The organism is Mesorhizobium sp. P2_B11, from assembly GCF_056404855.1.
Genome location: NZ_JBFUDF010000002.1, coordinates 619579 through 645338, shown reverse-complemented (window position 1 = coordinate 645338; position 25760 = coordinate 619579). Strand labels below are relative to the sequence as shown.

Sequence of the window (25760 nt, the reverse complement as noted above, 5' to 3'; positions counted from 1 at the left end):
TTATGCATGCCGCCATCCTGCAGGAGATGCGGGACGACCGGCACGAACGAAATTTTAATGTAAATCAAGCGTAATCCCGACCGTTAAAATGATGCGTATGTGTTGGGGTTGCGCATGCCGGAATACTCTTCCTTCATCCGTTCGATCCGGATCCGCTACATCTCGGGATTGCTGATCTTTGCGCTGGCCTCGGCCGCCGTGATGTTCGCGCTCAATCGCGTCAACTCCTTCCGGCACGATGTCGATGCGCTGAGCAGCAATCTCGTCGTCTTCACCCGCGACCTGCGCAACGCCTCAAGTTTTGCCGAAACCGCCAGCACCGCCTGGCGCACGGAAACCCGTGACGGCCTTGCCGCCGCCGCGCGCGGCCATTCGCAACGCCTGACTGGTGAGATCGAAACGCTGACCGCCCAGCTTGCCGCGATCAAGCCGAGCCTGTCGGCCAGGACCCTCAACGAACTTTCCTCCGCTTCCGTCAACGGCGACCTGTTCTGGTCGTCGCGCGATATTGTGCGCAACTTCAACCTGATGTCGGCGGCGCAAAAGACCGACGAATGGAGTTCGCGCGAAATCGTCAACCAGAACGATCTGTTCGTCCAGCCGATGCTGGTGCGGGTGCGCACCGCCATGGACAGTGAACGCCATCTGGCCGACGCCTCCAGCGACCGGCTGCTTTTGTGGGCAAGCGGCCTTTTGTTTGCGGTTCTTGCCATCGCCGCAATGTGGATCTTCCGGCCGATGGAAAAGGCGATCCGCCGCGCTTTCACCGAATCCGCCGCATCCTTGTTCAAGGCCGAAGCCGCCGACCGCGCCAAATCGGAATTCCTGGCCAATATGAGCCACGAGATCCGCACGCCGATGAACGGCGTGCTGGGCATGGCCGAACTGCTCGCCAAGACCGACCTGACCCCGCGCCAGAAGACCTTCACCGACGTCATCGTCAAATCCGGCAATGCACTGCTCACCATCATCAACGACATTCTCGATTTCTCAAAAATCAATGCCGGCCAGCTGACGCTCGATCCCGCGCCTTTCCGGCTTGCCGAAGCCGTCGAGGACGTGGCCACGCTGGTGTCGGCGCGCGTCGCCGAAAAGAACCTCGAACTGATCGTGCGTGTCGACCCGCGCCTGCCGGCCCATGTCGTGGGCGATGCCGGACGCTTCCGCCAGATCGTCACCAATCTGCTCGGCAATGCGGTGAAGTTCACCGAAAAGGGCCATGTGCTGATCGATGTCGGCGGCGAGGTGGTCGACGGCCTGGTCCAGCTCAAGGTTCGCGTCGAGGACACCGGCATCGGCATTCCGGCCGAGAAGCTGGAGAACGTGTTCGAGAAATTCGCCCAGGTCGACGGCTCGTCGACGCGCCGCCATGAAGGCACTGGCCTCGGCCTTGCGATTGCCGCCCGCCTCGTCGACCTGATGGGCGGCAAGATCGGCGTCGAAAGCGAAATCGGCCGCGGCTCGGTGTTCTGGTTCGCCGTGCCGCTGCCGGCGCATCAGCAGGACTCGCGCGACGAGATCGTGCCGGTCGACGTCACCGGCGCCCGCGTGCTGGTCATCGACGACAACCCGGTCAACCGCGAGATCTTGCTGGAGCAGCTCAGAAGCTGGGGCTTCGACTGTGCGGCAGCCGAAAGCGGCGCTGTCGGCCTCGCCTTCCTCGACCGCGCCAGCCAACTCGGTGCCGCGGTCGATTGCATCATTCTCGACTACCAGATGCCGGGCATGAACGGCGCCGATGTCGCCAAGGCGATTTCCGCCGACAGCCGCTTGTCCGCCATCCCGATGGTGCTGCTGACCTCGGTCGACCAGGTCGATTTCGGCAAGATGGTCATCGATTTCGGCATTGCCGCGCATCTGACCAAGCCGGCGCGCTCGGCCATCCTGCTCGGCACCGTCATCTCGGTCATCCAGAGGGCCCGCGCGCAGACCGGCAAGGCCCACTTCGTTCGCGAGCCCGTCGTTGTGCAGGCGGCGCCCGTAGCGCCACCGGCCTTCACCGTCATTCGCGGCCCGGTGATGCCTGCGGCCACTGTGCCCGAATCGGTGACCACGCCGAACGGCCCGATCGACATCCTGATTGCCGAGGACAATGACGTGAACCAGCTGGTCTTCGGCCAGATCCTCAATGGCCTTGGCCTCAGCTACCGCATCGCCGGCAATGGCCGCACCGCCGTCGAAATGTACCGGGCGCTGCGGCCGAAGCTGATCCTGATGGACGTCTCCATGCCGGAGATGAACGGCTACGAGGCGACCCGCGCCATCCGGGCGGCGGAGGCAGCGACAGGCGACCACACGCCGATCATCGGCGTCACCGCGCACGCGCTGAAGGGCGACCGCGACAAATGCATCGAGGCCGGCATGGACGACTATCTGCCCAAGCCCGTCTCGCCCGACCGCCTCGGCAGCAAGATCGGCACCTGGCTGAGCGAGACGGTGGCGGCGAAGACGGCTTAATCAAATCGCTGCCTCAGACGATAGCGGCGCATCCAGTCGAGGCTGATCGCGTCCGAGAGCTTTGCAACGCCCGGCTTTACCTCAGTGGCATTGGGCGATGGAACGCCCAGGGCCTCGCAGATCGACGCCAATGTCGCGGCCGGATTGGCTGACAGGCTTTCATAGCCGATGCGCAGCGGAGTTATTCCCTGCTCCGTGAACCAGATGTTCCAGGCTGCATCATAGGCTTCGAGTTTGGCGAGTTCATGCTGGATCCGCTCGAAATCGTAGCGCGGTTCCTGCGGCGGCGCGACGCGTTCGATCTCGGTTCCGTCAGGCGCGATATGCCAGAGACCGGTCTGCTCCGCCTTGATCAGCGACACCGCCTGCGCCAGCTTGTTTTCGCGCGAAAGATGGATGTAGAGGACACGGCCGAAGGCCGTTTCGAAACGCGCTTTGTCCGATGGTAGGCCTGAGAAAATCCGGTCGAGGATCGCCGAAAGCTCGTCCAGATTTTCCCGCATCAGGCGCAGGCCGAAAACGCTTGTTCCGCCCTTCCCGGCCCGGATTGCCGCTTCGAGATAGGCGACATCGAAGCCATGCGCGCTCATCGTCTCGGGACGCGGCAAATGCCACTCTTCGGCCCACTCCTCTATGTCCTGCCGCCGGTAGAACGAATGAGGATCGCCGGTCGTCTTTGTCGAGGCCAGCAGGCCGCACAGCAAAGTGCTTCCGGTTCTGGGCGTGCCGCAGATTATATAGCCGTCAAGCATCTCGGACCCTATCGCTTGTCACAGGCTGGGCAATCAGGCCAAGCGCGATGACACGCTACGCCTGGCGAAACCCTTTACCCGCGCCGAAATGGATAGAGGAATTGCCGCCAATATCCGTTCGGAACGGGGTGCCCATGAATCCCGTAGCCCTTCGGCCAGCGTCCCTCGGGCATATGGTAGGTGCCGAACAGCCGGTCGAGCAACGGGAAATGGATGGCGAAGTTTACGTCGATCGCCTCTTTCTCGAGGCCGTGATGCCAGTGATGATAGCGCGGTGAAACCAGCAGTTTTTCGGCCGAGCCGAAACTGGTTCCGATGTTGGAATGGATGAAGGACGAATAGACGTAGACGATCAAAATATACGTCTGGATGGCCGATTCATCGAAGCCCAGCACGAACATCGGCGTTGCGGTCAGACTGCGCAGCACGATGATCTCCAGGAAATGCATGCGCGCACCGGCAATCCAGTCCATCGACTTGGCGGAATGATGCACGGCATGAAATTTCCACAGCCAGGGAATGCGGTGGAAAGCCCGGTGCACCCAATATTGGGCAAGATCGGTCAGAAACATCACCGCCAGCAACTGCACCACCCAAGGCAACTGGTGGACCCACGCGCGCACCGACCCAAGGGCGCCCTGCGCATTGACGAGGTTGGACGGTGCCAGAGTGAGATACGTCAAGATCTGCACCAGCAGCGACGAGACCAGATAGTAGAACAGGTCCTCGCGCCATTCGTCGCGAAACACTGTCTGATCCTTGTTGCGAGCGAACAGGCGTTCGAGCGGAACGAACAGCACGCCCATGAACAGGGCGTTCAGGATGAAGAAATCAAGGCCGAAGAATACCCCATCGATTTGAAGCTGGTGCCGAACCGGAAGCATGCCGATCAGCGATGCAAGGAGCACCGTGAACATGGCCGCCGCGCCAAGTGTCTTTTGCCTGCGCAGCATCATGCTCAATATGGCCAGGATGTATCCTGAGATCAGCACGAAATAGAGCACCGGCTTGAAGAACAGCATCTGGTGGATGGGCGCCAGATCCGGCATTGAGGTCAGCGATGGATAGCGCAGCACGATGACCATCAGCAGGGCGGTGACCCCGGCAAGCAGCGCGATCGAACCGGACAGCCAGCCGGAACCGAATGGCCGCTTGGCACGCGGTGTTTCAAGCTCGCCGACAACCCTTCTGAGGAAATTCATCACCGGCATGCTGCCCCCCTTTAGCGGCTGCAGAAGTTCTGCGCTGGAGATTACCGAATGCTCTTACTACGGCAGGGCTCATTAATATCTAGTCGACTCGGTGCTGAGCCATCCGCGACTGACCAACGGTTCGCCGGCGAAAAGAGAAGCCCCGATCGCGATAAAAGACGCCGGCCACTATAGTTGGAATCTCTCCCGGATGCGACGGGCGCATTCGAGTGGTGTAAGCCGACTGCTGTCGACTTCGAGATCGTAGTCGACGCCCTTGTGGACGCGTGGATACTGCCAGCGCGCCAGGCCAGGCAGCCTGTCGCCGCGCGCGGCTTCACGCGCTTCCAGCACCTCCAGCGGCGCCGTCACGCCGACCAGATGCAGTTCGAAGCCTGACAGCAATTCGCGATATTCCGCGATCTCGTCACTGAAGATCACGTCGTCGACGATGAGGTTGTTGCCTTGCCCGGCCATGGCCGCGATGGCGTGGCGCATGCCGCGCATGGTGCGCGCGCCGACCGGTCCGCTCCTGATCACCACCGACGGCCTGCCGTCTTCCAGCACGGTCTCGAACGAGAACCCGTCGGCATGGTTCTGCAGTGCCTCCGGCAACATGTCGAGGAAGGCGTCCATCTGGACATGCAGGAAGGGCTCGGTGGTGATTGTCTGCAGGGCTCTCGCGATCGAACTCTTGCCGGCACTGCCGACGCCGTTGAGCAGGACGATTTTGGCCGTCATGTCGCCCCCTCGTGCCTACCGGTTGCGCACGACGATACAGGCACCGCCGACGCTCTGCAGTTTCTGGCAGATGACATTGGCTGCAGCACGGTCGTCGACACCGATCCTGACGGCATAGATACCGCGCCGGCCGATCGGCGTGCGCACCCGGCTGACCACTGGATCACGGCTGGCGAGCAGGGCCGGAAACCGACCCCGGACCCGCAGCCATTGATTGATCGCCGCACCCCGGCGGAAATTGCCGGCCACCTGCACGCCCCATGGCTTCACATTGATCGAGGCCATCGCCACGGTTCTCGACATGATCACCGGCAGCTTGCGGCAGGCGACGGCAAAGCTTGTCTTGGCATCGAGCGGCTCGACCGTTCCGGCGTAGGCACTGTCGGAAAACTTGTCGACCGGCTCGCCCATGACATCGAAAACGTAGCTTTCCGTCTCCATCGGCAGGAAACCGCCGGAGGCGAGCCAGCGCGACACCCGGTTCTCACCGGCATTGTAGGCGGCGGCGGCCAGGCCGAGATTGCCGTAGCTGACCTTCATCTCGCCGAGATATTTCGCCGAGGCCGGGATCGCCTGCTCGATGTCGAAGGGGTCGGCCAGCCCGCGCATCTTGGCGGTTCCCGGCATGAACTGGGCGATGCCTTCGGCACCGACAGGGCTCACCGCATTGGGATCGAAGCGGCTTTCCTTCCAGATCAGCCGGGCGAAGTAATCCTTGGGCAGACCGTTCTGCTCGGCATGCGCCTCGATCAGATCGCAGACGCGGCCGATCAATCGTTTCGCCGCCGAGCGCGATTGCGGTGGATCGGCCTGGACGGCCGTCGACCATGACAGTCCGCAAAGCAGGATCAGCGTCGCCCTGGCGAAACGCCGCATCGCTTACTCCGCTGCAGCTTTGCCGTGCTGTCCAAACCGCTGCTCGACATAGTCGGCGACCATTTTCTCGAAATCGGCGGCGATCGACGGGCCGCGCAGCGTCGCCGCCTTCTTGCCGTCGACGAAGACCGGCGCCGTCGGCGTCTCGCCGGTGCCGGGCAGCGATATGCCGATATCAGCATGCTTGGATTCGCCGGGACCGTTGACGATGCAGCCCATCACCGCGACCTTGAGGTTTTCCACGCCGGGATATTTTTCGCGCCACACCGGCATGTTCTTGCGCAGGTCTGCCTGGATGTTCTGCGCCAGCTCCTGGAACACGGTGGATGTCGTGCGGCCGCAACCGGGGCAAGCGGCGACGATCGGCACGAACTGGCGGAAGCCCATGGTCTGCAAGAGTTCCTGCGACACTTGCACCTCGCGCGTGCGGTCGCCATTCGGCTCCGGCGTCAGCGAGATGCGGATGGTGTCGCCAATGCCTTGCTGCAAAAGAATGCCCATGGCGGCCGACGAGGCGACGATGCCCTTGGAACCCATGCCGGCTTCGGTGAGGCCGAGATGCAGCGCATGGTTGGAGCGGGTGGCAAGCTCGGTATAGACAGCAATCAAATCCTGCACGCCACTGACCTTGGCCGACAGGATGATCTTTTCGCGGGCCAGGCCGATTTCTTCGGCCATTTCGGCCGACAGGATCGCCGACTGCACGATCGCCTCGCGGGTGACCTCCTGCGCCGTCATCGGAAAACCCTGGCGCTGGTTTTCGTCCATCAGCCGGGTGAGCAGCTCCTGGTCGAGCGAGCCCCAATTGACGCCGATGCGCACCGGCTTGTCATGCTTGATCGCCATTTCGACGATCGCCGCGAACTGGCGGTCCTTCTTGTCCTTGAAGCCTACATTGCCGGGATTGATGCGGTATTTGGCCAGCGCCTCGGCGCAGGCCGGATGATCGGCAAGCAGCTTGTGGCCGATATAGTGGAAATCGCCGACCAGCGGCACGTTGATGCCGAGCCGTTCGAGCCGCTCACGGATGCGCGGCACGGCGGCAGCGCTCTCGTCACGGTCGACCGTGATGCGCACAATCTCGGAGCCGGCGCGATGCAGCGCCGCAACCTGCGCGACCGTCTGGTCGATATCGGCCGTGTCGGTGTTGGTCATCGATTGCACGACGACCGGCGCGCCACCGCCGACGATCACGCCGCCGACATCGACGCCGACCGAAGTCCGGCGTGGAAAGGGGGAGGAAAAATATCCGGTCATGCCGGCAGCCTCTTGATCACCCGAGCGGCGTGCGATGACGCACAACTACGCTCAAACAGTTGCCAGCGCGTTGCGCTGAGGTCCGGGCATGAGGTGGAGGAGCAAAGATGGCTTGTCAATGGCGACAGGCCGGCCGAGCCGCCAAATCGCCGCGGCGCGGCGACCCGTCACAAACGGATCCGGCCGGCCAACGGTGTTGGAATCAATAACAAGGACAGGTCTCCGGCGGCGTGTCGCCACCGGAGCGAAGGATAGGCGCCGGAGTGGCGCGTCTAATCCAGAAAGAGCGTCAGTGTTTCGTCGCCTTCAGTTTTTCAATCTCGTCCTTGAGTGCCAGCTTGCGTCGCTTGAGATTCACGATTTCGAGGTCGTCGACCGATGGATGGTTCATCGCGTCATCGATCTCGCGTTCGATGTCACCGTGTTTCCGCTGCAACTCATCAAGATGGGATGCAAGAGACATGATTGGTTCTCCCTTTCATGGTTTCCTCGATTGCAGCCGTCAAAGGCACGTCCACCGCGGGGGTTCTGTGACGGCACCATGACACTCTGCCACCATCTGGCGGCGATGTCGAATGCTGCGTGGTAGCATTCCACGACAATGTGAAATGTGGTATTGGCTGCGCGCCGGCTACAAAACCCCGCCGGTCCCGCCCAATCAGGCCCATCATTGGGCGCCGCAGACGTGCAGACGGTAGATAATGTCCGAACAGGAACAGGCTGATATCCGCCTCGAATTTTCTCGGCTGAAACAAGAGCATGCCGATTTCGACGCGGCCATCAATGCGATGATCGCCATGGGCTGTGATCCCCTGCAGATCCAGCGCATGAAGAAGAAGAAGCTGTTCCTCAAGGACCGGCTGATGGCGCTGGAAGACAAGATCATTCCGGACATCATCGCCTGAGCGATAGCCTCAGAGCCTGACCCCTTATCCCGGGATCGAAAGCCTTGCGGCGCGTTCACGCAACAGCGCAATAAGCGCGTCGGTTTTTTCCTTGGCGGTGTCGATCGGCACCACCAGGCACATGGTCGCCTCGACCTTGCCGGCGGCCGAAAAGACCGGGGCAGCCAGGCATTTCGTGTAGGCGTCGACCAGCCCCGACGTGATGCAATAGCCCGTCGTCCTGGCCGTCGCGATATCGGCGATGAAATCGTCGAGTTGGAGCCTGCGGCCGTCCGGCAGCAACAGGTCGTCTTCCGACACCATGTCCTGGATGCTGGCCCTTTCGAACCCGGCCAGAAGCAGCCGCCCGGATGCCGTCCATGGCAAAGGGATCTGCAGGCCGGTGGCCGAACTGATGCGGAACGGCCTGGTGCCGGGGCTGGAATGGACGATGGTGTAGCGGCCGCTTTGCAGCATGCACAATTCGGAGGTCTCGCCGGTCTCGCGCGACAGATTGTCGACCTCCTGGCGGCCGCGCCGGAGCAGGTCGTTGCCCCGGACATAGTCCATTCCGTAGAGGTAGAGCTTCTTGCCGAAATAGACCCGGTTGCCGTCGCCTTCCATCTCCAGCAGCCCGGCATCGACCAGCGAACGCACCAGTGTGTAGGTGGTGGAGCGCGGCGCATTCACCCCCTTCGCGAGGTCGCCAATGCCGATGGCGCGCTGGGTGACATGCAGGAACTCCAGGATCTCCAGCACCCGGTTGAGACCTTTTTCGCGCGAGCCTGAGGTCTTGTCCGCGGCTGGGCCAAGAACTGCCTGATCGGTGACGTCATTGCCGTCTTGCATTGTCGATTCCTAATGTTAGTATCTGTCTTGTATAGGATACATGTGTCTTTTGTAAGAGACAAATCGCATGCGACACATGTGCCTGTAAGGGGAACTCAGACAAACAGGAGGTCGCAGTGAACGACACATCCAAGCGAGATTTTCTGAAACTGGGCATGGCCGGACTGGCAACGGCCGGCGTTATGACCGCGGTCAGCGCCGAAAAGGCCGCAGCACAAGCCGCATCCGACAGCGTGCTTCGCACCGCGCTGGACCGCGGCAAGCTGATCGTCGGCACCGGCAGCACCAACGCGCCCTGGCATTTCGAAAACGATGCCGGCGAACTGGTCGGCATGGACATCACCATGGGCCACATCCTGGCCAAGGGCCTGTTCGACGACCCGACCAAGGTCGAGTTCGTCATGCAGGATCCGGCGCAGCGCATTCCCAATGTCACCACCAACAAGGTCGACATCACCATCCAGTTCATGACCATGACAGCGCAGCGCTCTCAGCTGATCAACTTCTCCAGGCCATACTACGTAGAAGGCGTCGCGTTGCTGACGCTTCCGACAGCCGAGAACAAGACATTCGACAAGCTGCTCGCCGGCGGTTCGGCAACCCGGATATCCATCCTGCAGAATGTCGATGCCGAGCAAAATGTGCACCTCGTCCTGCCGCAGTCACAGGTGATGCAGATCGACACCCAGGCCAACGTGCTGCAGGCGCTGGAATCGAAGCGCGTCGACGCCGCCGCCGTCGATCTCTCGACGGTCCGCTGGCTCGCCTCGCGCAATCCCGACAAATACTTCGATGCCGGCAAGAGCTGGTTCTCGATGCTTTACGGCGCGGCGCTCCGGCAAGGCGATCTCGACTGGCTGACCTTCGTCAACACAACCTTCGCGACGGCGATGTTCGGTCATGAAACGGCGCTCTACGACGCGGCATTCAAGGACTATTTCGGGTTGGAGCCGCCGGCGCGGCATCCCGGTTTTCCGGTCATCTGACAAGCCGGCGGAAGGATGCGCCAGCGTCCTTCCGCCTCTTTTTCCTCGACACGGCTCCGGAGCGGGACGAATTTCAGATTCGTCTCACCTGGCTATTGAGGCGAACGCATGGGCTATGCCCTCAACTTCAATCTGATCTGGCGCCATTTCGACAAGCTCTGGGGCGGCCTGCTGCTCAGCCTCGAGCTTGCCGTGATTTCGATTGCCATCGGCATCGTCATCGGCCTGGTGCTGGCGGTCTGGTATGTCTCGGCCGGACGCGTGGTGCGCGCCATCATCGCGGCTTATGTCGAATTCATCCGCAACGTGCCGTTGATCTTGCTGGTCTATCTCGTCTTCTACGGCGTGCCGACCGTGGTTGATCTCGCCTACGACGCACCGACCTCGTTCGTGCTGACGCTGTCGGTCTATAGTGGCGCCTATCTGGTCGAAGTGTTCCGCTCCGGCCTGGAAGCCGTGCCACGTGGCCAGCTCGATGCCGGCAAGGCGATCGGCCTGACGCCCTGGCAGCGGCTGGTTCATGTGCGCCTGCCAACGATGCTGCGCATCACCCTGCCGGCGCTGTCCAACACCTTCATCTCGCTGTTCAAGGACACGTCTATCGCCTCGGTCATCTCCGTGCCCGAGCTGACCTATGGCGCCCAGTGGATCAACTTCAACACGTTCCGCATCGTCGAGGTCTATCTGGTGACGACGGCGATGTATCTGCTGACCGGCTACGCCTTGCTCTTCGGGCTGCGGCTGGCCGAGCGCCGGTTCAGGGCGGCGCGCTGACATGCTGAGCCAGATCCTCTACGCCGTACCGTTCCTTGCCCAAGGCTTCGCCATCACTCTGTGGGTGTCGCTGCTGGTCGTGGTGCTGTCGCTGATTGCCGGCGTCGCGCTCGGTGTCGGCCTGGTCTATGGCCCGGCGCCACTGCGCTGGGCGGTGCGCATTTTCTCGGACACCATCCGTGGCATCCCGATCCTGGTGCTGATGTTCTTCGTCTATTACGGCCTGCCCGCCGCCGGGCTGCACCTGCAGTCCTTCTGGGCCGCCGTGCTGGCGCTGACCTTGTTCAAGACGGCGCAGGTCGTCGAGTATGTGCGCGGCGCCGTCGGCTCCATTCCCAAAGGCCAGTCCGAGGCGGCGATGGCGATCGGCCTCACCTTTCGCCAACGGCTCACCTCCGTCATCTTCCCGCAGGCCTTCCGCCGCTTCCTGCCGCCCTGGATCAACGGCGTGACCGATGCGGTCAAGGGCAGCGCGCTGGTCTCGCTGCTCGGCATCACCGACCTGATGCAGGCGATCAACCAGGTGATCGGCCGCACCTATGAGGCGATGCCGCTCTATATCCTCGGCGCGCTCATCTATTTCGCCGTCAATTATGCGCTTTCCTACGCCAGCCGGCGGCTGGAACGGCGCTTCGCCTTCATCCGGGACTAGCACGATGGCCACAAGCTCGAACGACACAACAGCGCTTCTCGACATTGCCGGGGTTTCGAAAGCCTTCGGTTCGGTCGAGGTGCTGCGCTCTGTCAGCCTCAAGGTCGAGAAGGGCGAGGTGGTCACCGTCATCGGCCCTTCGGGCAGCGGCAAGACGACCCTTTTGCGCTGCGTCAACTTCCTCGAAAGCTATGATAGCGGCTCGATCCGCATCGACGGCAAGGAGGTCGGTTTTCGCGAGGCAGGCGCGCGCCAGCGGCGCAGCGAGCGCGACCTGGCCGCCATGCGCGCCGAGACCGGCATGGTGTTCCAGAGCTTCAACCTGTTTCCGCACCTCACCGCCGCCGGCAACATCATGCTCGGCCTCACCAAGGTGCGCGGCAAGAGCAAGGCCGAGGCGCGCCAGATCGCCGAGCATTGGCTGGGCCGCGTCGGTCTCGCCCACAAGGCCGACAGCCTGCCGGCGGAACTCTCTGGCGGCCAGCAGCAACGCGTCGGCATAGCGCGTGCCGTCGCCATGGAGCCAAAAATCCTGCTGCTCGACGAGATCACCTCGGCACTCGATCCCGAACTGGTCGGCGAGGTGCTGGCTGTTGTGCGCAGCCTGGCCGAAGACGGCATGACCATGGTGATGGTCACCCACGAGATGGCCTTTGCCCGCGACGCTTCGAGCCGCATCGTCTTCATGGCCGATGGCAGTGTCAGCGCTGTCGGTCCGCCGAAGGAGATCCTCGCCCAAGAGACCACCAACGAGCGCCTGCGCTCTTTCCTGGCGCGCTTCCGCGCCTCGCATTTCTGACATGGGCGGCCCAAAGCAATTCCAGGAAAAGTGTAAGCGGTTTTCCGTCCGGAATTGCGCAAAACAAGCCGCCCCAAGGAGAATTCTTTCATGACGCCTTACATCCGGCTCGCCGAACTCGGCCTGACGCTGCCCGAGCCGCCGACACCGATCGCCAATTTCGTCACCCATGCCGAAAGCGGCCGGTTGATCTTTCTTTCGGGCCAGGGGCCGCTGCGCGCCGACGGCACGCTGTGCACCGGCAAGGTCGGCGACGACGTCACCGTCGAGCAGGCCTATGAGCATGCCCGCCTCACCGGCCTCAATCTGCTGGCCGTCATGCATGCCGCCGCCGGCGATCTCGGCCGCATCGTGCGCGTCGTCAAATTGCTCGGTTTCGTCAACGCGACGCCGACCTTCAGCGACCACCCGAAAGTGGTCAACGGCTGCTCGGACCTGTTTGCCAACGTCTTCGACAGAATAGGCGGCCATGCGCGCTCGGCGATCGGCGTCGGCTCGCTGCCTGGAAACATCACCGTCGAAATCGAAGCGGTCGTCGAGATCGCTGTCTGACAGTCAAGGGATTGCTGAACATGAAAACCTATTCCGACACCGGCTCCAACACCACGATCCGCGAACGGCTGGGACTGCGGCCGATCATCAACGTCTCCGGCACGATGACGACGCTCGGCGCCTCGATCATTGTTCCCGAGGCGATCAGCGCCATGGCCGAGATCGCCTCGCAATGGGTGGAGATGGACGATCTGCAGCGCGCCGCAAGCGTGATCACTGCGCGCCTGACCGGCGGCGAAGCCGGCTTCATCACCGCCTGCTGCGCCTCGGGCATCACCATGGCGATCGCCGGGGCGATGACCGGCACCAATTTGCTGGCGATCGAACGGCTGCCCGACGACACCGAGGGACTGAAGTCCGAAGTCGTCATCCAGCTTGGCCACATCGTCAATTACGGCGCGCCGATCGACCAGTCGATCCGCGTCGCCGGCGCCAAGGTCATCCCGGCGGGCACCGTCAGCGTCACCCAGGACTATCATGTGCGCGAGGCGATCAACGAGCGCACGGCCGCAGCGCTCTACGTCGTCGCGCACCACACCGTGCAGTACGGCATGCTGTCCCTCGAGGAATTCTGCGAGATCTGCCACGCCAGGGGCGTGCCGGTGATCGTCGACGCGGCTTCCGAATATGATCTGCGCAGTTTTCTGGCACGCGGCGCCGACATCGTCGTCTACAGCGGCCACAAATTCCTCTCGGGGCCGACCAGCGGCATCGTCACCGGCCGCAAGGATCTTGTCCGCGCCGCTTATCTGCAAAACCGCGGCGTCGCCCGCGCCATGAAGGTCGGCAAGGAAAGCATCGCCGGCACCATGGCGGCGCTGGAAGCCTGGGAAAAGCGCGACCATGCCGGCATCCGGCGGCGCGAGGAAGCGGCGCTCACTCTGTGGAAGGGCGCGCTGCAGGGGATACCGGGCATCGCCGCCCACATCATTCCCGACCCGACCGCCAATCCGCTCGATCGGCTGCAGATCTTCGTCTCGCCCGAAAGCCGCTTCACCGCCGCCGGCCTCGCCTCGGCACTGGCCGCCGGTTCGCCGCCGATCATCGTGCGCAACCACGAGGTCGAGCGCGGCCATTTCTTCCTCGACCCGTGCAACCTGCACCCCGGCGAGGCCGAGATCGTCGCCGAGCGCCTGCGCGCCGTGCTGACTGCGGCCGAGCGGCCGGCGGATGCGATGAGGCAGCCGCGAAAGGATTCGTCCGGCGCCTTGCGCTGGCCGGATTGAGCATCAAGCGGGCCAGACAAAGCTGATGCAACCGGCTGATCACGCGACTGTGAACAGTCGGATTTGTCCGCTGTGGGAATAAACCGCCGCGATGACGGGTCTTCTCGGCATACGCCTCTGCTGGCGTTGAGGAGACCGGATTGTCCGATCGTTGCGAACACAGAGACCCTGACCACAGCATCAGCCTTGGTCGCGTGCTGGACCGTATGATCGTCATCAGCGTCTCCTGCCTGGCGCTTGACACTGGTGACGCAGATGACTTCTCTTTCGCCGCAGCAGGCGGCCTTGCCTGTTCCCGCGGGGTTCGCCCGCAGGGCGAGATCGCCGTCGCTGCCTGACAGCGCCGTCCGCCCCGGAGTATCGGATCATGGTGCTGCTTTGAGCGAGAGGGCCTTGGCCGAACGCTTCAACGAGGTGGTGCTGCCGCATCTCGGCGACGCGCTTGCGCTTGCGCGCTGGCTGACCGGCAATGCCGCCGATGCCGAGGATGTCGTGCAGGATGCCTGCATCAAGGCGCATGCCGGGATGGCGGGCTACGCCGGCGGTAACCCACGCGCGTGGCTGCTGACCATCGTGCGCAACACCGCCTACACCTGGATGTCGCGCAACCGGCCGCGCGTCATGATGGCCGTCGGTGACCTCGGCGATCTCGACGAGATGGCGGCGGCACGCGGTACGAGCGTGCCGGACGAGAACGGCCCGGAGGCGAGCCTGATCGCCAAGGCCGACACGGCGGCGCTGGAAGCCGCGATCGCGGCGCTGCCGCAGCCGTTCCGCGAAACGCTGGTGCTGCGCGACATTAACGGGCTCAGCTACCGCGACATATCGGTGATGCTCAGCGTGCCGATCGGCACGGTGATGTCACGGCTGGCGCGGGCCCGCGGCCTGCTTGCGTCCGAACTGGGGAGAGCGCCATGACCGCCCATGATGACGGACTGCCCAACGATCCCGAAGGCATCAGGCTGATGATCCACGCTCTGGTTGATGGTGAACTCGATGCGGCTGCCGCACTCGCGGTGGAACGCCGCATCGCCGCTGATCCGACGCTTGCCGCCGAACACGCCCGCATCCTTGCCGTGCAAGGCGCGGTCAGCCGCTTGCCTCGCCCCGATGTCAGCGATGCCTTTCGGGCCCGCATTGCGGCGATCGGTGCGGCATCGTCAGAACAGAAGACGCAAGACGAGGAGCGGAGCGCAGCGCCGGCGCTGCCCGGATTGACCGCCGCTGCAGCCCAGCCACGGCGAGCGACCGATACGCGGCTGTCCCGGGCGCGGCCGGCGGCGCGTCGCTTCGGCTCGTTCGACTGGCGCGCCATGGCGGCGTCGATCGTCATGACCGCAGTGCTGGCCAGCGGCGCCACGCAATGGGTGATGTTCAACAGCGCCTCCGACAGTATCGCAGCCGAGATCGCAGGCGACCATCGCCGCAGCCTGCTTGCCGCCAGCCCGATCGACATCGTCTCCTCCGACCGCCACACGGTGAAGCCATGGCTCGATGCCCGTATCGGCGTCTCGCCGCCGGCGCCCGATCTTGCCACGGACGGCTTCGCGCTGATCGGCGGCCGGGTCGAGGTGGTTTCGGGCCGTCCGGTGCCGGCGCTGGTCTACCGCCACCGCGAGCACCTGATCACGCTCGTCGCCGAACCGCAGCAAGGCGGCCGTGTCACCGAGCCGAAGGACGTTTCCTCGGGCGGCTTCTCCATGGTGCACTGGAGCGACGGCGCCTTCTCCTACTGGGCGATCTCCGACATGGAGCGCCCAGAGCTCGACGATTTCGTCGCCCGCTTCCGCAAGGCAGCGGTGTAGCGCCAGTCCTGCCGTTCAAGTCAGAACTTTACAAAACTCTTCATTTGTGTGAAGTAACGGTCGCCACAAGGGTCGACCATGACAGCCAGTCGTTTCGCCACGCGCCTGAATTCCTTTGCTTCGCGCCCACAGGCGGAGTGGCCCGGCCTCACCGGAAAGCCGTCCCTGATGCAGATGGCCGCGCGCGCCGCGAAGGTTGCCGGGCTGACCGACGTCGATCTGAATTTTCCCGACCATGTCGGCGAAAAGCCTGCCGAAATTGCCCGCAGACTTGGCGATCTCGGCCTTGGCATCAATGGTTTTGCCATGCGCTACTATTCCAATCCGGCTTTCAAGCTCGGCGCCTTTACCAATCCGGATCCGACGGTGCGCCGCGAGGCCATCGACATGACCAAGGCCGGCATCGATGCTGCGCGCGAGGCCGGCGCCAGCCTGATGACTCTGTGGCTTGGCCAGGATGGTTTCGACTATGCCTTCCAGGCGGACTACGCGGTGATGTGGGAACACGAGATTGAAGGAATTCGTGAAGTCGCGGCGCATGATCCGGATTGCCAGATCAGCCTGGAATACAAACCCAATGAACCCCGCTCCTACAGCCTGATGCCGGATGCGGCGACGACACTGCTGGCGATCCGCGATGTCGGCCTTCCCAATCTCGGCGTTACGCTCGACTTTGCCCATGTGCTCTATGCCGACGAGCAACCGGCCTTTGCCGCCGCTCTGGTGGCGCGTCACAGCAAGCTGCTCGGCGTGCATCTCAACGACGGCTACGCCAAGCGCGACGATGGGCTGATGGTTGGCGCCGTGCATACGCTGCAGACCATCGAACTGCTGCGGCAGATCCGCCGGGACGGCTACGTCGGCGCAATCTATTTCGACACGTTCCCCGACATGACGGGGCTCGATCCGGTCCACGAATGCGAAGTCAACATCGCCACCGTCAAACGCATGCTGCACATCGTCGACCGGCTCGACCGCGACAACCGTCTGTCCGCCGCGATCGGCAGCCAGGACGCGGTGACATCGCAGGCCATCGTCCAGGAAATCATGCTCGGAGCGAACACATGAGCCTGAGCGGGCTGGACCTGAAAGCGGTAGGTCCGCGCATTCGCATGATGATGCCGAACCTCACTCCGCTCGAAGCGAAGGTGGTGGAGACCGTCTTCGGCCGACGCCGCTTCGACGAGAGCATTCCCCTGAAGGAGATCGCCGGGGAGTCGGGCGTGTCCGAAGCGATGGTGGTCAAGATCGCCAAAAAGCTGGGCTTCTCCGGTTATCGCGAGTTCCGCACCGCCGTCTATGAATACAGCCGCCTGCCGACGGCGGAGATGCACCGGGAGCTGTCGTTCGACGACGGCCCTGCGGAAATCGTGCAAAAAGTGTTCCGCACCTCGATCCAGGCTCTGGAGGAGACGCTGGCGATCCTTGATATCGCAGAGTTCGATCGCGCTGCCGATTTGCTCTACAGGGCAAGGAATCGTGACTTCTATGGGGTCGGCGGTTCGGCGCAGATCGCGCGCGACGTCTCGCACAAATTCCTGCGCATCGGCATCCGCGCGTCCGTGTATGACGATTCGCACATGATGCTGATGTCGGCATCGCTGCTCGGCGCTGATGATATCGCCGTCGGTTTCTCGCATTCCGGCAACACGTCGGCTGTGATCGACGCCATCCAGTTGGCCCGCAGCAACGGCGCACGCACGCTGGCCATCACCAACTACGACAGGTCTCCACTCGCTGGGCTGGCCGACATCGTGCTGTGTTCGACTGCGCAGGGCTCGCCATTGATGGGAGAGAATGCGGCGGCACGCATTGCACAGCTGAATATTCTCGACGCGCTGTTCGTGGCGGTGGCGCAGCGCGATTACCAGGCGGCGGAGCGCAATCTTGGCCGCACCATGTCGGCGGTGAAATCAAAACGAAAAGACCGCGGCTCATGAGCAATCCGCCCCTGGTCACCGTGTTTGGCAGCCTGCATTACGACATCATGGTCGATGCGCCTGACCGACCACGCAAGGGCGAGACGGTAACCGGCCACGCCTGGCACCCGAAATGTGGCGGCAAGGGCGGCAACCAGGCGGTCTCGGCGGCGCGCGCCGGCGTGCGTGCGGCGATGATCGGAGCCGTCGGCGACGATGATTTCGGCACGGCTCTGCTGGCCAATCTCACACGCGCCGGCGTCGACCACAGCTGTGTGTGGGTGGCGCGGAATACAGGCTCCGGCATGAGCGTCGCGATCTTCGACGCAGAAGGCGACTACGGCGCAGTGATCGTCTCGGGCAGCAACCTCACTTTGGGCGAGGCCGACATTGCCTCGGCTTCCGAAATGGTGGCCCAAACGGCGGTGCTGCTGCTGCAGAACGAAGTGCCCGAGGCCGCCAACATCGCCGCCGCGCGCGCGGTGAAAACGAGGGGCGGCCGGGTCGTGCTCAACGCGGCTCCGGCCCGCAAACTCTCCGATGATCTGATCGCGCTGGTCGACATCCTCATCGTCAACGCCATCGAGGCCGAATTCCTGGCCGGCATGGCGGTGGTCGAAACGCTCGACGGTGCGGCGCAGGCAGCGCGACGCCTTGTCGATCTCTGCCCCACGGCAATTGTCACGGCGGGCGGCGAAGGTGTCGCCTGTTGTGAGCGGAGCGGCGAAGCCTTCGCGCTCCCTGCCATTCCGGTCAAGGTTGTCAGCACGCATGGCGCGGGCGACGAATTCGTCGGTGCGCTGGCCGCAGCCCTTGCCAGGGGACAGGCCATGCGGGCGGCCCTGGCCGCCGCCAACGCCGCTTCGGCCGTGCTGGTCTCGGCGCCGCGGGCCGAACGTGCCGGTAGCTAACGGCCGGTTTTGACATCCCCAAAAGACACCAGGCGCCACGCATCCTTGCCGTCGATGCCGAATTCCGCTAAGGGGCGCCTTTGCCGCCGGGAGCATGCGCTTGACCGATCACCGCGCCGACGTCGCCATCATCATGGGCAGCCAGTCCGACTGGGCGACGATGCGCCACGCCGCCGAAACACTGGAAGCGCTTGGCATTCCGCACAAGCGGCTGATCGTCTCCGCCCACCGCACCCCCGACCGGCTCTATGATTTCGCCAAGGGCGCCAAGGCGGCCGGCTACAAGGTGATCATCGCCGGCGCCGGCGGCGCCGCGCATTTGCCCGGCATGACCGCGGCGATGACCCCGTTGCCGGTGTTCGGCGTACCGGTCGAATCCAAGGCGCTGTCGGGCCAGGATTCGCTGCTTTCCATCGTCCAGATGCCGGCCGGCATTCCGGTCGGCACGCTGGCGATCGGCAAGGCGGGTGCGGCCAACGCCGCCCTTCTGGCGGCCGCCGTGCTGGCACTCAACGACGAGCGGCTCGCCGCCCGGCTCGATGCCTGGCGCGCCGCCCAGACCGCCAAGGTCGCCGCAGAGCCGACGGACGCGCCGTGAGCCTGCCGGCGGGATCGACCATCGGCGTCATCGGCGGTGGCCAGCTCGGCCGCATGCTGGCCATGGCTGCAGCACGCCTTGACTACGGCACCGTGATCCTCGAGCCGCAGGCCGATTGCCCGGCCGCGCAGGTCGCCAACCGGCAGATCACCGCCGCCTATGACGATGCCGCCGCCCTTGCCGAACTGGCAGCCGTCAGCGCCGTCGTCACCTACGAATTCGAGAATGTGCCGGTGGCCGCCGCCAGCGCGCTTGCCGCCAAGGTGCCGGTCTATCCGCCGCCGCGGGCGCTGGAAGTGTCGCAGGACCGGGTCACGGAAAAGCAATTCCTCAACGGCATCGGCATCAAAACCGCGGATTTCCGTGCCGTCGACAATGACGACGAACTGACGGCGGCGCTGCGGGAATTCAGCGGCAGCGGCATCTTGAAAACGCGGCGCATGGGCTATGACGGCAAAGGCCAGCGTGTCTTCCGCAACATGGAGACCGGCGGCTTTGCCGGTACCTGCGAGGCCATGGGCAATGTGCCGCTGATCCTGGAATCCTTCGTCGCTTTCGAGCGCGAGATTTCGGTGATCGCCGCGCGCGGGCTGGACGGCGCTGTCGCCGCTTACGATCCGGCCGAAAATGTCCACCGCGACGGCATCCTGCACACCTCGACCCTGCCGGCCCAAATCGGGCTGGAAACGGCGGCGGCGGCACAAGCGGCGGCGGCAAAAATCCTGTCGGCCCTCGACTATGTCGGCGTCATCGGTGTCGAGTTCTTCGCCCTTGCCGACGGCACGCTGCTGGCCAACGAGATGGCGCCGCGCGTGCACAATTCCGGCCACTGGACGGAAGCCGCCTGCATCGTCTCGCAGTTCGAGCAGCATATCCGCGCCATTGCCGGCCTGCCGTTGGGCAATCCTGGCCGGCATTCCAACTGCGTCATGGAAAATTTGATCGGCGACGACGTCCTGCGCGTGCCTGCTCTGCTCGCCGAGCCCGATCTGATGCTGCATCTCTACGGCAAGGCGGAAGCCCGCCCCGGCCGCAAGATGGGCCATTTCACGCGCATCAGCCGCCGCGCGTAAAGCAATTCCAGGAAATCGCGCGACGCTTTGCCTGAGGGGTGTGGACCCCTATTGCAGCTCGTCGTTCAGATCCCCACCCTCGTCAGGGTTGGCGCAACTAGCATCACCTTCCTGGCAGTTAGCGCCCGAGATCAGCTGCTTGGTGCGCAGGTCCGTCAGTTCGGTCAGGCATTGCGAGACCTCCATCGGATGGATGGAGCCGCCCTCGCTGTCCGCGGTCGTATATGCGCATTCGGCGTCGCGAAAGACGATCCAGGCGCGTTGCGCGACCTGCAGCAGCTTCCTGTTGTTGTCGTCATTGCGGCCGACGAGATCCTTGTAGGCCTGGTTGAGCTTGGCATCGGCCGCCTGAAAGTCCTCGCCGGCACAGATATTCATCATCTGCTGGCTGTCGTCGTTGCGGTCGCATTCCTGCGCCTGCGCCGTGGAGGCCGCTGCCAGAACGGCAAGGCAGGCGGACGCAAACAACAGGCGCATGGACCCTCTCCAAATCAGCGTGCAGGCGCCGCACCATTCCAGCCCGCCTTCGGCGGCGCAATGGCGTCGAGCCGAGATGGCGGATATTTGATGGCCAAAGCCGTTCTTGGCCTCTATGCAGCACGCCTGCGGTTGACACGGATGCGGCTCCTCGTTTATGAGCCACCGCAAGTTCAAAGGCGCGTCTTCTGGCGCGCCTTAAATAGTTCGGCCCGAACCGGGCCCAGACCGACGGGCAAGACCATGAAGATCAAGAATTCGCTCAAGGCGCTGAAGGCGCGTCACCGCGACAACCAGCTGGTTCGCCGCAAGGGCCGCGTCTACATCATCAACAAGACCGCTCCGCGCTACAAGGCGCGCCAGGGCTGAGTTTTCGGCCGGAGGCTCGTTGCCTCCGTCCCTGTGATGTTATTTGCCTGATATCAGGCACTTTCACGCTAATTTCAGTTTGACGATCCGCCGTCCGGGGTTAGATTCCGGCGATGCGGATTCTTTTTTCATTTTTCTCGGCCTTTTTGCTGTTCGGCACCATTGCCGCGCGTGCCGACGATCCGCCGGCACCGCCGCCGGCCGCCACGACGCCGCCGGTTGCCGTGACCAGGGAAGCCCGGCTCGACCAGCTGTTTGCCGACTTGAAGCGCGAGCGCAACGAAAAGGCGGCCCAGCGCATTGCCGGGCGCATCTGGGGCGAATGGTTCCAGTCCGGCAGCGCCTCGATCGACCTGATGATGCAATGGTCACAAAAGGCGATGGACGACCAGAAGTTCGACGTCGCCCTCGACTTCCTCGATCAGGTCGTCATCCTGCAGCCGAAATACGCCGAAGGCTGGAACCGGCGCGCCACCGTCCATTACATGATGAAGAATTTCGGGAAGTCGATGTCCGACATCGACCAGACGCTGCAGCTCGAACCACGCCATTTCGGCGCGCTTTCCGGCCTGGCCCAGATCATGGCCGCCACCGGCCACAAGCAATCGGCGCTCGAAGCCTGGCAGAAGGTGCTCGCCATCTATCCGATGATGCGCAGCGCCCAGGACCAGGTCTCGGCACTGTCGGAAGAGCTTGCCGGCGAAGGAATTTGAGTCAGGGGAATAAGGCAGTAGGGCAGTATGTGAAGGGCCGGGAATGGCTCACCCCTACTGCCCTACTGCCCTACTGCCCTACTGCCCTACTGCCCTACTGCCCTGCTGCCCTGCTGCCCTGCTGCCCTGCTGCCCTGCTGCCCTGCTGCCCTGCTGCCCTCCTGCCCTACTGCCTAGAACTATTCCCCCTCCACCCCCGTATCTCCGCGCATGAACCTCATTTACGCCGCCTGCGCCTTCCTCCTCGCGCTCGTCTTTGCCCTTGCCGGTGTCACCCGCGCCGGGGCGTGGCTGATCGAGTGGCGCAACCCGCCGGCCGGCGAATTTGCCGACATTGACGGCGCCCGCATCCACTATGTCCACGTGCCGGCGCCGCAAAAAGCCGAGCTGCCGGCGATCGTCTTCATCCATGGCGCCAGCGCCAACCTCAGGGATCAGATGCTGCCGATCACGCCGTTGCTCGAAGGCCGCGCCGAGATGGTCTTCCTCGACCGGCCCGGCTTCGGCTGGTCGGAGCGCGGCCCCGGAAACAATGAGAGCCCGTCGGCGCAGGCGAACACCATCGCCAGGCTGATGGACCGCCTCGGCATCCGCAAGGCGATCATCGTCGGCCATTCCTTCGGCGGCGTGATCACCGCCGCATTCGGCCGCGAACACCCAGATAAGACGCTCGGCCTGGTGTTCCTGTCGCCGGTCAGCCATCCCTGGCCGGGCGGCGCAACCGCCTGGTACTACAAGCTGACCGCCACCCCCATCATTGGCTGGCTGTTCTCGGAGACACTGACGTATCCGGCCGGCACGCTGCAGATGAGCAGCGCCACTGCCTGCGTGTTTTCGCCCAACAAGGTGCCGGACGGCTACGTCGGCAATGCCTCGATCCCGCTGGTGCTACGTCCCCGCGCCTTCCGCGCCAACGCGATCGATGTCGCCGGCCTCTACGACTATGCGCTGAAGGCTGCGCCGCACTACCGTGACATCACGGCGCCGACGATCGTCATTTCGGGCGATCGCGACAAGGTGGTCTATGCCTCGATCCATTCGGTCGGCCTGGTCCGCGACATTCCCGGCGCCGAACTGATCTGGGTCCACAATCTCGGCCACAAGCCGGACTGGATCGCCCCAGACCTCGTCGTCGGCGCCATCGAAAAGGTCGCGGGCCAGGACGTCGACCTCGAGGTGCTGGCGAAAGCCGTGGAGGCGCGGATCGCCGGCGATGCCTATTACGACGCACAATGCCCCGACATCACGGTGCCTGACGCGGAACTCGCGCCCACCTGATCGCCATGTATGTCCTGAAGCACGGCATCAAGAAAAACCCGGAGAGGCGGTGGGCATTGCCGGACCGCATCTTCTTCGGTCACGGCGCCTGCGCCATTCTCGCTGGCGTCTTTCTCGAGCATCCCCCGCTGGAGGGATTTTACGGCGAGCGCATCCTTCCAGGCGAAGGCTTTTCCGGAAACCACATCTATGTGACGAACGGCGTGATCGCCTTCGACTACCACGGCTATTCCGCCCGTGGGCGGTTGCTGGAGCACCACGAAAGAGGCTGGGCATCGCACAGTCCCGGATGGCACTGCACGCTGGAGACGGTCGATTTCGATCTGCTCGACACAGTCGAACTCAACCGGCGAACGATACTGGGTCCGGACCAGTATCTGCACGACCCCATTCCCCGGGCCCTCCTATTCCTTCGGCGCATCGATCACGCCGAAGCCGCGGCAAGAGCGCTGCGGACTGTGACGAGCTGAAGCCTCTCTCAGCCTATGTTGCGGGTGGCCTGCACGTCCGATCCGACATAGGCGATGCGCAGCATGTTGGTCGAACCCGGCGTCCGCAGCGGCACGCCCGCCGTGATGATGACGCGGTCGCCCGGTTGGCCAAACCCCTCTTCGAAAGCGATGCGGCAGGCACGGTCGACCATGTCGTCGAGATCGACGGCATCGGGCGAGACGACGCAATGCGTGCCCCACAGCAGCGACAACCGCCGCGCCGTGTTGAGGATCGGCGACAGCGCGATGATCGGCACTTGCGGCCGCTCGCGCGCGGCGCGCAGGCCGGTGGTGCCCGACGCCGTATAGGTGATGATCGCAGACAGTTTCAGCGTTTCGGCGATCTCGCGCGCGGCGAGCGAAATGGCATCGGCGCCGGTTGCTTCCGGTTCCGAGCGCTGCGCGTTGATGATGCCGGCATAGGTCGGGTCGGTTTCGACCTTGGTGGCGATGCGGTTCATCATCGCCACCGCCTCGACCGGATAGGCGCCGGCCGCAGACTCGGCCGAAAGCATGATGGCATCGGCGCCCTCGAACACGGCAATCGACACGTCGGAGACCTCGGCGCGGGTCGGCACCGGCGCGGTGATCATCGATTCCAGCATCTGGGTGGCGACGACCACCGGCTTGCCGGCTCGGCGCGCCGCGCGCGTGATCTGCTTCTGGATGCCGGGCACCGCTTCCAGCGGCATTTCGACGCCGAGATCGCCGCGCGCGACCATCAGCGCGTCGGAGAGTTCGATGATTTCCGCCAGCCGGGCAACGGCCTGCGGCTTTTCGATCTTGGCCATGATCAGTGCCCGGCCGCGCGCGATCTTGCGGGCTTCGGCGAGATCCTCCGGCCGCTGCACGAAGGACAGCGCCACCCAGTCGACGCTTGCCGCCAGCACCGCATCGAGGTCCTTGCGGTCCTTCTCGGTCAGCGCGCCGACCGGCAGGTCGGTGTCGGGCAGGCTGACACCCTTCTTGTCGGAAATCGTCGTGCCGGCGACCACCGTGCAGGTGATCGACTTGCCGTCGCTCTTCAGAGCCTTCAGCTCCAGCTTGCCGTCGTCGATCAACAGACGGTGACCGGCCTCGACCGAGCTCAGGATTTCGGGATGCGGCAGGTAGACCCTGGTCGAATTGCCGGGCTCGGGATTGTTGTCGAGCGTGAAGGTCTGGCCAGCGGTCAGCACCTCCTTGCCGTTGGCGAACTTGCCGACGCGCAGCTTCGGCCCCTGCAGATCGGCCAGGATGCCGATCGGACGGCCGACCTTTTCCTCGACGGCACGGATGCGGGCGACCAGCGTGCGCATCAGCTCGTGGTCGGTGTGGCTCATATTGATACGGAAGACATCGGCACCGGCTTCGAACAGCTTCTGCAGCATCTCCTCGGACGAGGAGGCCGGACCGATGGTGGCGAGGATCTTGACCTTGCGGCTACGTCTCATTGACTGTTTGTTCCCGGGGCGGCTGGTGCGCCTCCCGTTGTGGACTCATCGGTCAGCTGGACCATCCAGCTTGCCTGCTCGCCCGTGTCATATTCCTGGAATCCGGCGCGCTGGAAGCCCCGGGCGACGCAATCGGTTACGCCGGCGATCTTGAACTCTTTTTCGGCCACGCACATGTTGATCGGGCCATCCCAACGCCCGCCACGCTCGGCGTCTTCTGCATAAAGATAGTAAAACCTTGATGACAGCGGCCCTTCGATCAGCGTCTTGCAGGTCGATCCTTCGATGTGCCACCAGCCCTCGGTGATCCAGCCGGCCTTGGCGCGGTAGCCGATGCCGACGCCGACCAGGTTCTGCGTCGCGTTGCAGACGCGGAAATCGGCGCGGGCGGGCGAGGCCGCGACCAGCGCGGTAAGCCCCACGGTCAAGGCCAGGAGCGGCACGGCAAAGGCGCCGCGCGCGCGCGGCCTGCCGGCGGAACCCATTCCGAAACCCCTCAACAACGTCATCTGCATCTCTCAACGCCCCTTTTCGGAAAAGTCCGGGCGCATGTCAACGCGCCGTTCTGTCCAATTCCAATCGATTTAGAAAGGCCCCCGACACGCAATTTGCCGCGTGTGACCGGATTTTCGCAGAAACCGTGGCCAAACAACGGCATTGCGCCGGCGTCCTCTTCGTGGAATGACGATACCACCCTC

Annotated in this window: 29 protein-coding genes; 19 read left to right on the top strand and 10 right to left on the bottom strand. The window is 63.8% G+C overall.

All coding sequences use genetic code 11. The features are described 5' to 3' along the window. Positions 1 to 114 precede the first annotated feature (114 nt). Positions 115 to 2457 carry a response regulator gene (locus AC1DYJ_RS07485; protein ID WP_477283800.1) on the top strand — a complete coding sequence of 781 codons (2343 nt, stop codon included), beginning with the start codon at positions 115 to 117 and terminating at the stop codon, positions 2455 to 2457. On the opposite strand, the gene AC1DYJ_RS07480 is transcribed toward AC1DYJ_RS07485, so the two are convergent. From AC1DYJ_RS07480 to AC1DYJ_RS07455, 6 genes are all read right to left on the bottom strand, one after another. After that, on the bottom strand, positions 2454 to 3209 hold the full coding sequence (locus tag AC1DYJ_RS07480) for a Stf0 family sulfotransferase (RefSeq protein ID WP_477283802.1): 756 nt from the start codon (positions 3207 to 3209) through the stop codon (positions 2454 to 2456). The genes AC1DYJ_RS07485 and AC1DYJ_RS07480 overlap by 4 nt on opposite strands. Before the next feature lie 74 nt (positions 3210 to 3283). Continuing rightward, positions 3284 to 4420, bottom strand: coding sequence for a sterol desaturase family protein (locus tag AC1DYJ_RS07475; protein WP_477283804.1), 1137 nt, complete (start codon positions 4418 to 4420; stop codon positions 3284 to 3286). 168 nt (positions 4421 to 4588) lie between these two features. Next, positions 4589 to 5140, bottom strand: coding sequence for a chloramphenicol phosphotransferase CPT family protein (locus AC1DYJ_RS07470; RefSeq protein WP_477283806.1), 552 nt, complete (start codon positions 5138 to 5140; stop codon positions 4589 to 4591). Between the two features lie 15 nt (positions 5141 to 5155). Next, positions 5156 to 6016 (bottom strand): transglycosylase SLT domain-containing protein, encoded by an 861-nt coding sequence (locus AC1DYJ_RS07465; RefSeq protein WP_477283808.1) that lies wholly within the window; start codon positions 6014 to 6016, stop codon positions 5156 to 5158. A gap of 3 nt (positions 6017 to 6019) precedes the next feature. After that, the gene (ispG, locus tag AC1DYJ_RS07460) at positions 6020 to 7273 is read right to left on the bottom strand and encodes a flavodoxin-dependent (E)-4-hydroxy-3-methylbut-2-enyl-diphosphate synthase (RefSeq protein WP_477283810.1); all 1254 of its coding nucleotides are present in this window, start codon (positions 7271 to 7273) and stop codon (positions 6020 to 6022) included. A gap of 289 nt (positions 7274 to 7562) precedes the next feature. Next, the gene (locus tag AC1DYJ_RS07455; protein ID WP_477283812.1) at positions 7563 to 7736 is read right to left on the bottom strand and encodes a YdcH family protein; all 174 of its coding nucleotides are present in this window, start codon (positions 7734 to 7736) and stop codon (positions 7563 to 7565) included. Positions 7737 to 7974: 238 nt separating this feature from the next. Here AC1DYJ_RS07455 and AC1DYJ_RS07450 point away from each other — a divergent pair, with 238 nt between their 5' ends. Beyond that, a complete protein-coding gene (locus AC1DYJ_RS07450; protein WP_112559568.1) occupies positions 7975 to 8178 on the top strand; it encodes a YdcH family protein in 204 nt (67 codons plus the stop codon). A 24-nt stretch (positions 8179 to 8202) separates the two neighbouring features. On the opposite strand, the gene AC1DYJ_RS07445 is transcribed toward AC1DYJ_RS07450, so the two are convergent. Next, a complete protein-coding gene (locus tag AC1DYJ_RS07445) occupies positions 8203 to 9006 on the bottom strand; it encodes an IclR family transcriptional regulator (protein ID WP_477283814.1) in 804 nt (267 codons plus the stop codon). A gap of 116 nt (positions 9007 to 9122) precedes the next feature. Between AC1DYJ_RS07445 and AC1DYJ_RS07440 the strand changes: the two genes are divergently transcribed. From AC1DYJ_RS07440 to AC1DYJ_RS07380, 13 genes are all read left to right on the top strand, one after another. Beyond that, positions 9123 to 9992, top strand: coding sequence for a transporter substrate-binding domain-containing protein (locus AC1DYJ_RS07440; protein WP_477283815.1), 870 nt, complete (start codon positions 9123 to 9125; stop codon positions 9990 to 9992). 108 nt (positions 9993 to 10100) lie between these two features. Further along, positions 10101 to 10766, top strand: coding sequence for an amino acid ABC transporter permease (locus tag AC1DYJ_RS07435; protein ID WP_477283817.1), 666 nt, complete (start codon positions 10101 to 10103; stop codon positions 10764 to 10766). Position 10767: 1 nt separating this feature from the next. After that, a complete protein-coding gene (locus AC1DYJ_RS07430; protein WP_477283819.1) occupies positions 10768 to 11418 on the top strand; it encodes an amino acid ABC transporter permease in 651 nt (216 codons plus the stop codon). Positions 11419 to 11422: 4 nt separating this feature from the next. Beyond that, a complete protein-coding gene (locus AC1DYJ_RS07425) occupies positions 11423 to 12217 on the top strand; it encodes an amino acid ABC transporter ATP-binding protein (RefSeq protein ID WP_477283821.1) in 795 nt (264 codons plus the stop codon). Positions 12218 to 12307: 90 nt separating this feature from the next. Continuing rightward, positions 12308 to 12769, top strand: a complete 462-nt coding sequence (locus AC1DYJ_RS07420) for a RidA family protein (RefSeq protein WP_477283823.1) — start codon at positions 12308 to 12310, stop codon at positions 12767 to 12769. A 20-nt stretch (positions 12770 to 12789) separates the two neighbouring features. Further along, positions 12790 to 13995, top strand: a complete 1206-nt coding sequence (locus tag AC1DYJ_RS07415) for an aminotransferase class V-fold PLP-dependent enzyme (protein WP_477283825.1) — start codon at positions 12790 to 12792, stop codon at positions 13993 to 13995. A gap of 378 nt (positions 13996 to 14373) precedes the next feature. Then, on the top strand, positions 14374 to 14913 hold the full coding sequence (locus AC1DYJ_RS07410; RefSeq protein WP_477283827.1) for a sigma-70 family RNA polymerase sigma factor: 540 nt from the start codon (positions 14374 to 14376) through the stop codon (positions 14911 to 14913). Continuing rightward, positions 14910 to 15800 (top strand): anti-sigma factor family protein, encoded by an 891-nt coding sequence (locus AC1DYJ_RS07405; RefSeq protein WP_477283829.1) that lies wholly within the window; start codon positions 14910 to 14912, stop codon positions 15798 to 15800. Before AC1DYJ_RS07410 ends, AC1DYJ_RS07405 begins: the two co-directional genes overlap by 4 nt. 78 nt (positions 15801 to 15878) lie before the next feature. Further along, positions 15879 to 16868 carry a sugar phosphate isomerase/epimerase family protein gene (locus AC1DYJ_RS07400; RefSeq protein WP_477283831.1) on the top strand — a complete coding sequence of 330 codons (990 nt, stop codon included), beginning with the start codon at positions 15879 to 15881 and terminating at the stop codon, positions 16866 to 16868. Then, the gene (locus tag AC1DYJ_RS07395) at positions 16865 to 17740 is read left to right on the top strand and encodes a MurR/RpiR family transcriptional regulator (RefSeq protein ID WP_477283833.1); all 876 of its coding nucleotides are present in this window, start codon (positions 16865 to 16867) and stop codon (positions 17738 to 17740) included. The genes AC1DYJ_RS07400 and AC1DYJ_RS07395 overlap by 4 nt, the downstream gene beginning before the upstream one ends. Then, positions 17737 to 18630 (top strand): ribokinase, encoded by an 894-nt coding sequence (locus AC1DYJ_RS07390; RefSeq protein WP_477283835.1) that lies wholly within the window; start codon positions 17737 to 17739, stop codon positions 18628 to 18630. The genes AC1DYJ_RS07395 and AC1DYJ_RS07390 overlap by 4 nt, the downstream gene beginning before the upstream one ends. Positions 18631 to 18730: 100 nt before the next feature. After that, positions 18731 to 19228 (top strand): 5-(carboxyamino)imidazole ribonucleotide mutase, encoded by a 498-nt coding sequence (gene purE / locus AC1DYJ_RS07385; protein ID WP_181057916.1) that lies wholly within the window; start codon positions 18731 to 18733, stop codon positions 19226 to 19228. After that, a complete protein-coding gene (locus tag AC1DYJ_RS07380) occupies positions 19225 to 20301 on the top strand; it encodes a 5-(carboxyamino)imidazole ribonucleotide synthase (protein ID WP_477283837.1) in 1077 nt (358 codons plus the stop codon). Before purE ends, AC1DYJ_RS07380 begins: the two co-directional genes overlap by 4 nt. Positions 20302 to 20349: 48 nt before the next feature. Here AC1DYJ_RS07380 and AC1DYJ_RS07375 read toward each other — a convergent pair whose 3' ends face one another. Then, positions 20350 to 20778, bottom strand: coding sequence for a lysozyme inhibitor LprI family protein (locus AC1DYJ_RS07375; RefSeq protein ID WP_477283839.1), 429 nt, complete (start codon positions 20776 to 20778; stop codon positions 20350 to 20352). Positions 20779 to 21021: 243 nt separating this feature from the next. On the opposite strand from AC1DYJ_RS07375, the gene ykgO reads away from it, so the two are divergent. The 4 genes from ykgO to AC1DYJ_RS07355 all read left to right on the top strand — a co-directional run bounded on the left by ykgO (position 21022) and on the right by AC1DYJ_RS07355 (position 23608). Continuing rightward, positions 21022 to 21147, top strand: coding sequence for a type B 50S ribosomal protein L36 (gene ykgO / locus AC1DYJ_RS07370; protein WP_006327841.1), 126 nt, complete (start codon positions 21022 to 21024; stop codon positions 21145 to 21147). A gap of 113 nt (positions 21148 to 21260) precedes the next feature. Next, positions 21261 to 21860 (top strand): tetratricopeptide repeat protein, encoded by a 600-nt coding sequence (locus AC1DYJ_RS07365; RefSeq protein ID WP_477283841.1) that lies wholly within the window; start codon positions 21261 to 21263, stop codon positions 21858 to 21860. A 210-nt stretch (positions 21861 to 22070) separates the two neighbouring features. Continuing rightward, positions 22071 to 23138 (top strand): alpha/beta fold hydrolase, encoded by a 1068-nt coding sequence (locus tag AC1DYJ_RS07360; protein WP_477283843.1) that lies wholly within the window; start codon positions 22071 to 22073, stop codon positions 23136 to 23138. Between the two features lie 5 nt (positions 23139 to 23143). Continuing rightward, the gene (locus AC1DYJ_RS07355; RefSeq protein ID WP_477283845.1) at positions 23144 to 23608 is read left to right on the top strand and encodes a hypothetical protein; all 465 of its coding nucleotides are present in this window, start codon (positions 23144 to 23146) and stop codon (positions 23606 to 23608) included. Between the two features lie 8 nt (positions 23609 to 23616). Here the strand turns inward: AC1DYJ_RS07355 and pyk are convergent, their stop codons facing one another. Continuing rightward, positions 23617 to 25062: a pyruvate kinase gene (pyk, locus tag AC1DYJ_RS07350; RefSeq protein ID WP_477283847.1), complete on the bottom strand. Its 1446-nt coding sequence runs from the start codon at positions 25060 to 25062 to the stop codon at positions 23617 to 23619. Beyond that, entirely contained in the window at positions 25059 to 25547 is a 489-nt protein-coding gene (locus AC1DYJ_RS07345; protein WP_477283962.1) for a DUF1036 domain-containing protein, read from the bottom strand. Before AC1DYJ_RS07345 ends, pyk begins: the two co-directional genes overlap by 4 nt. Between the last annotated feature and the right edge of the window lie 213 nt (positions 25548 to 25760).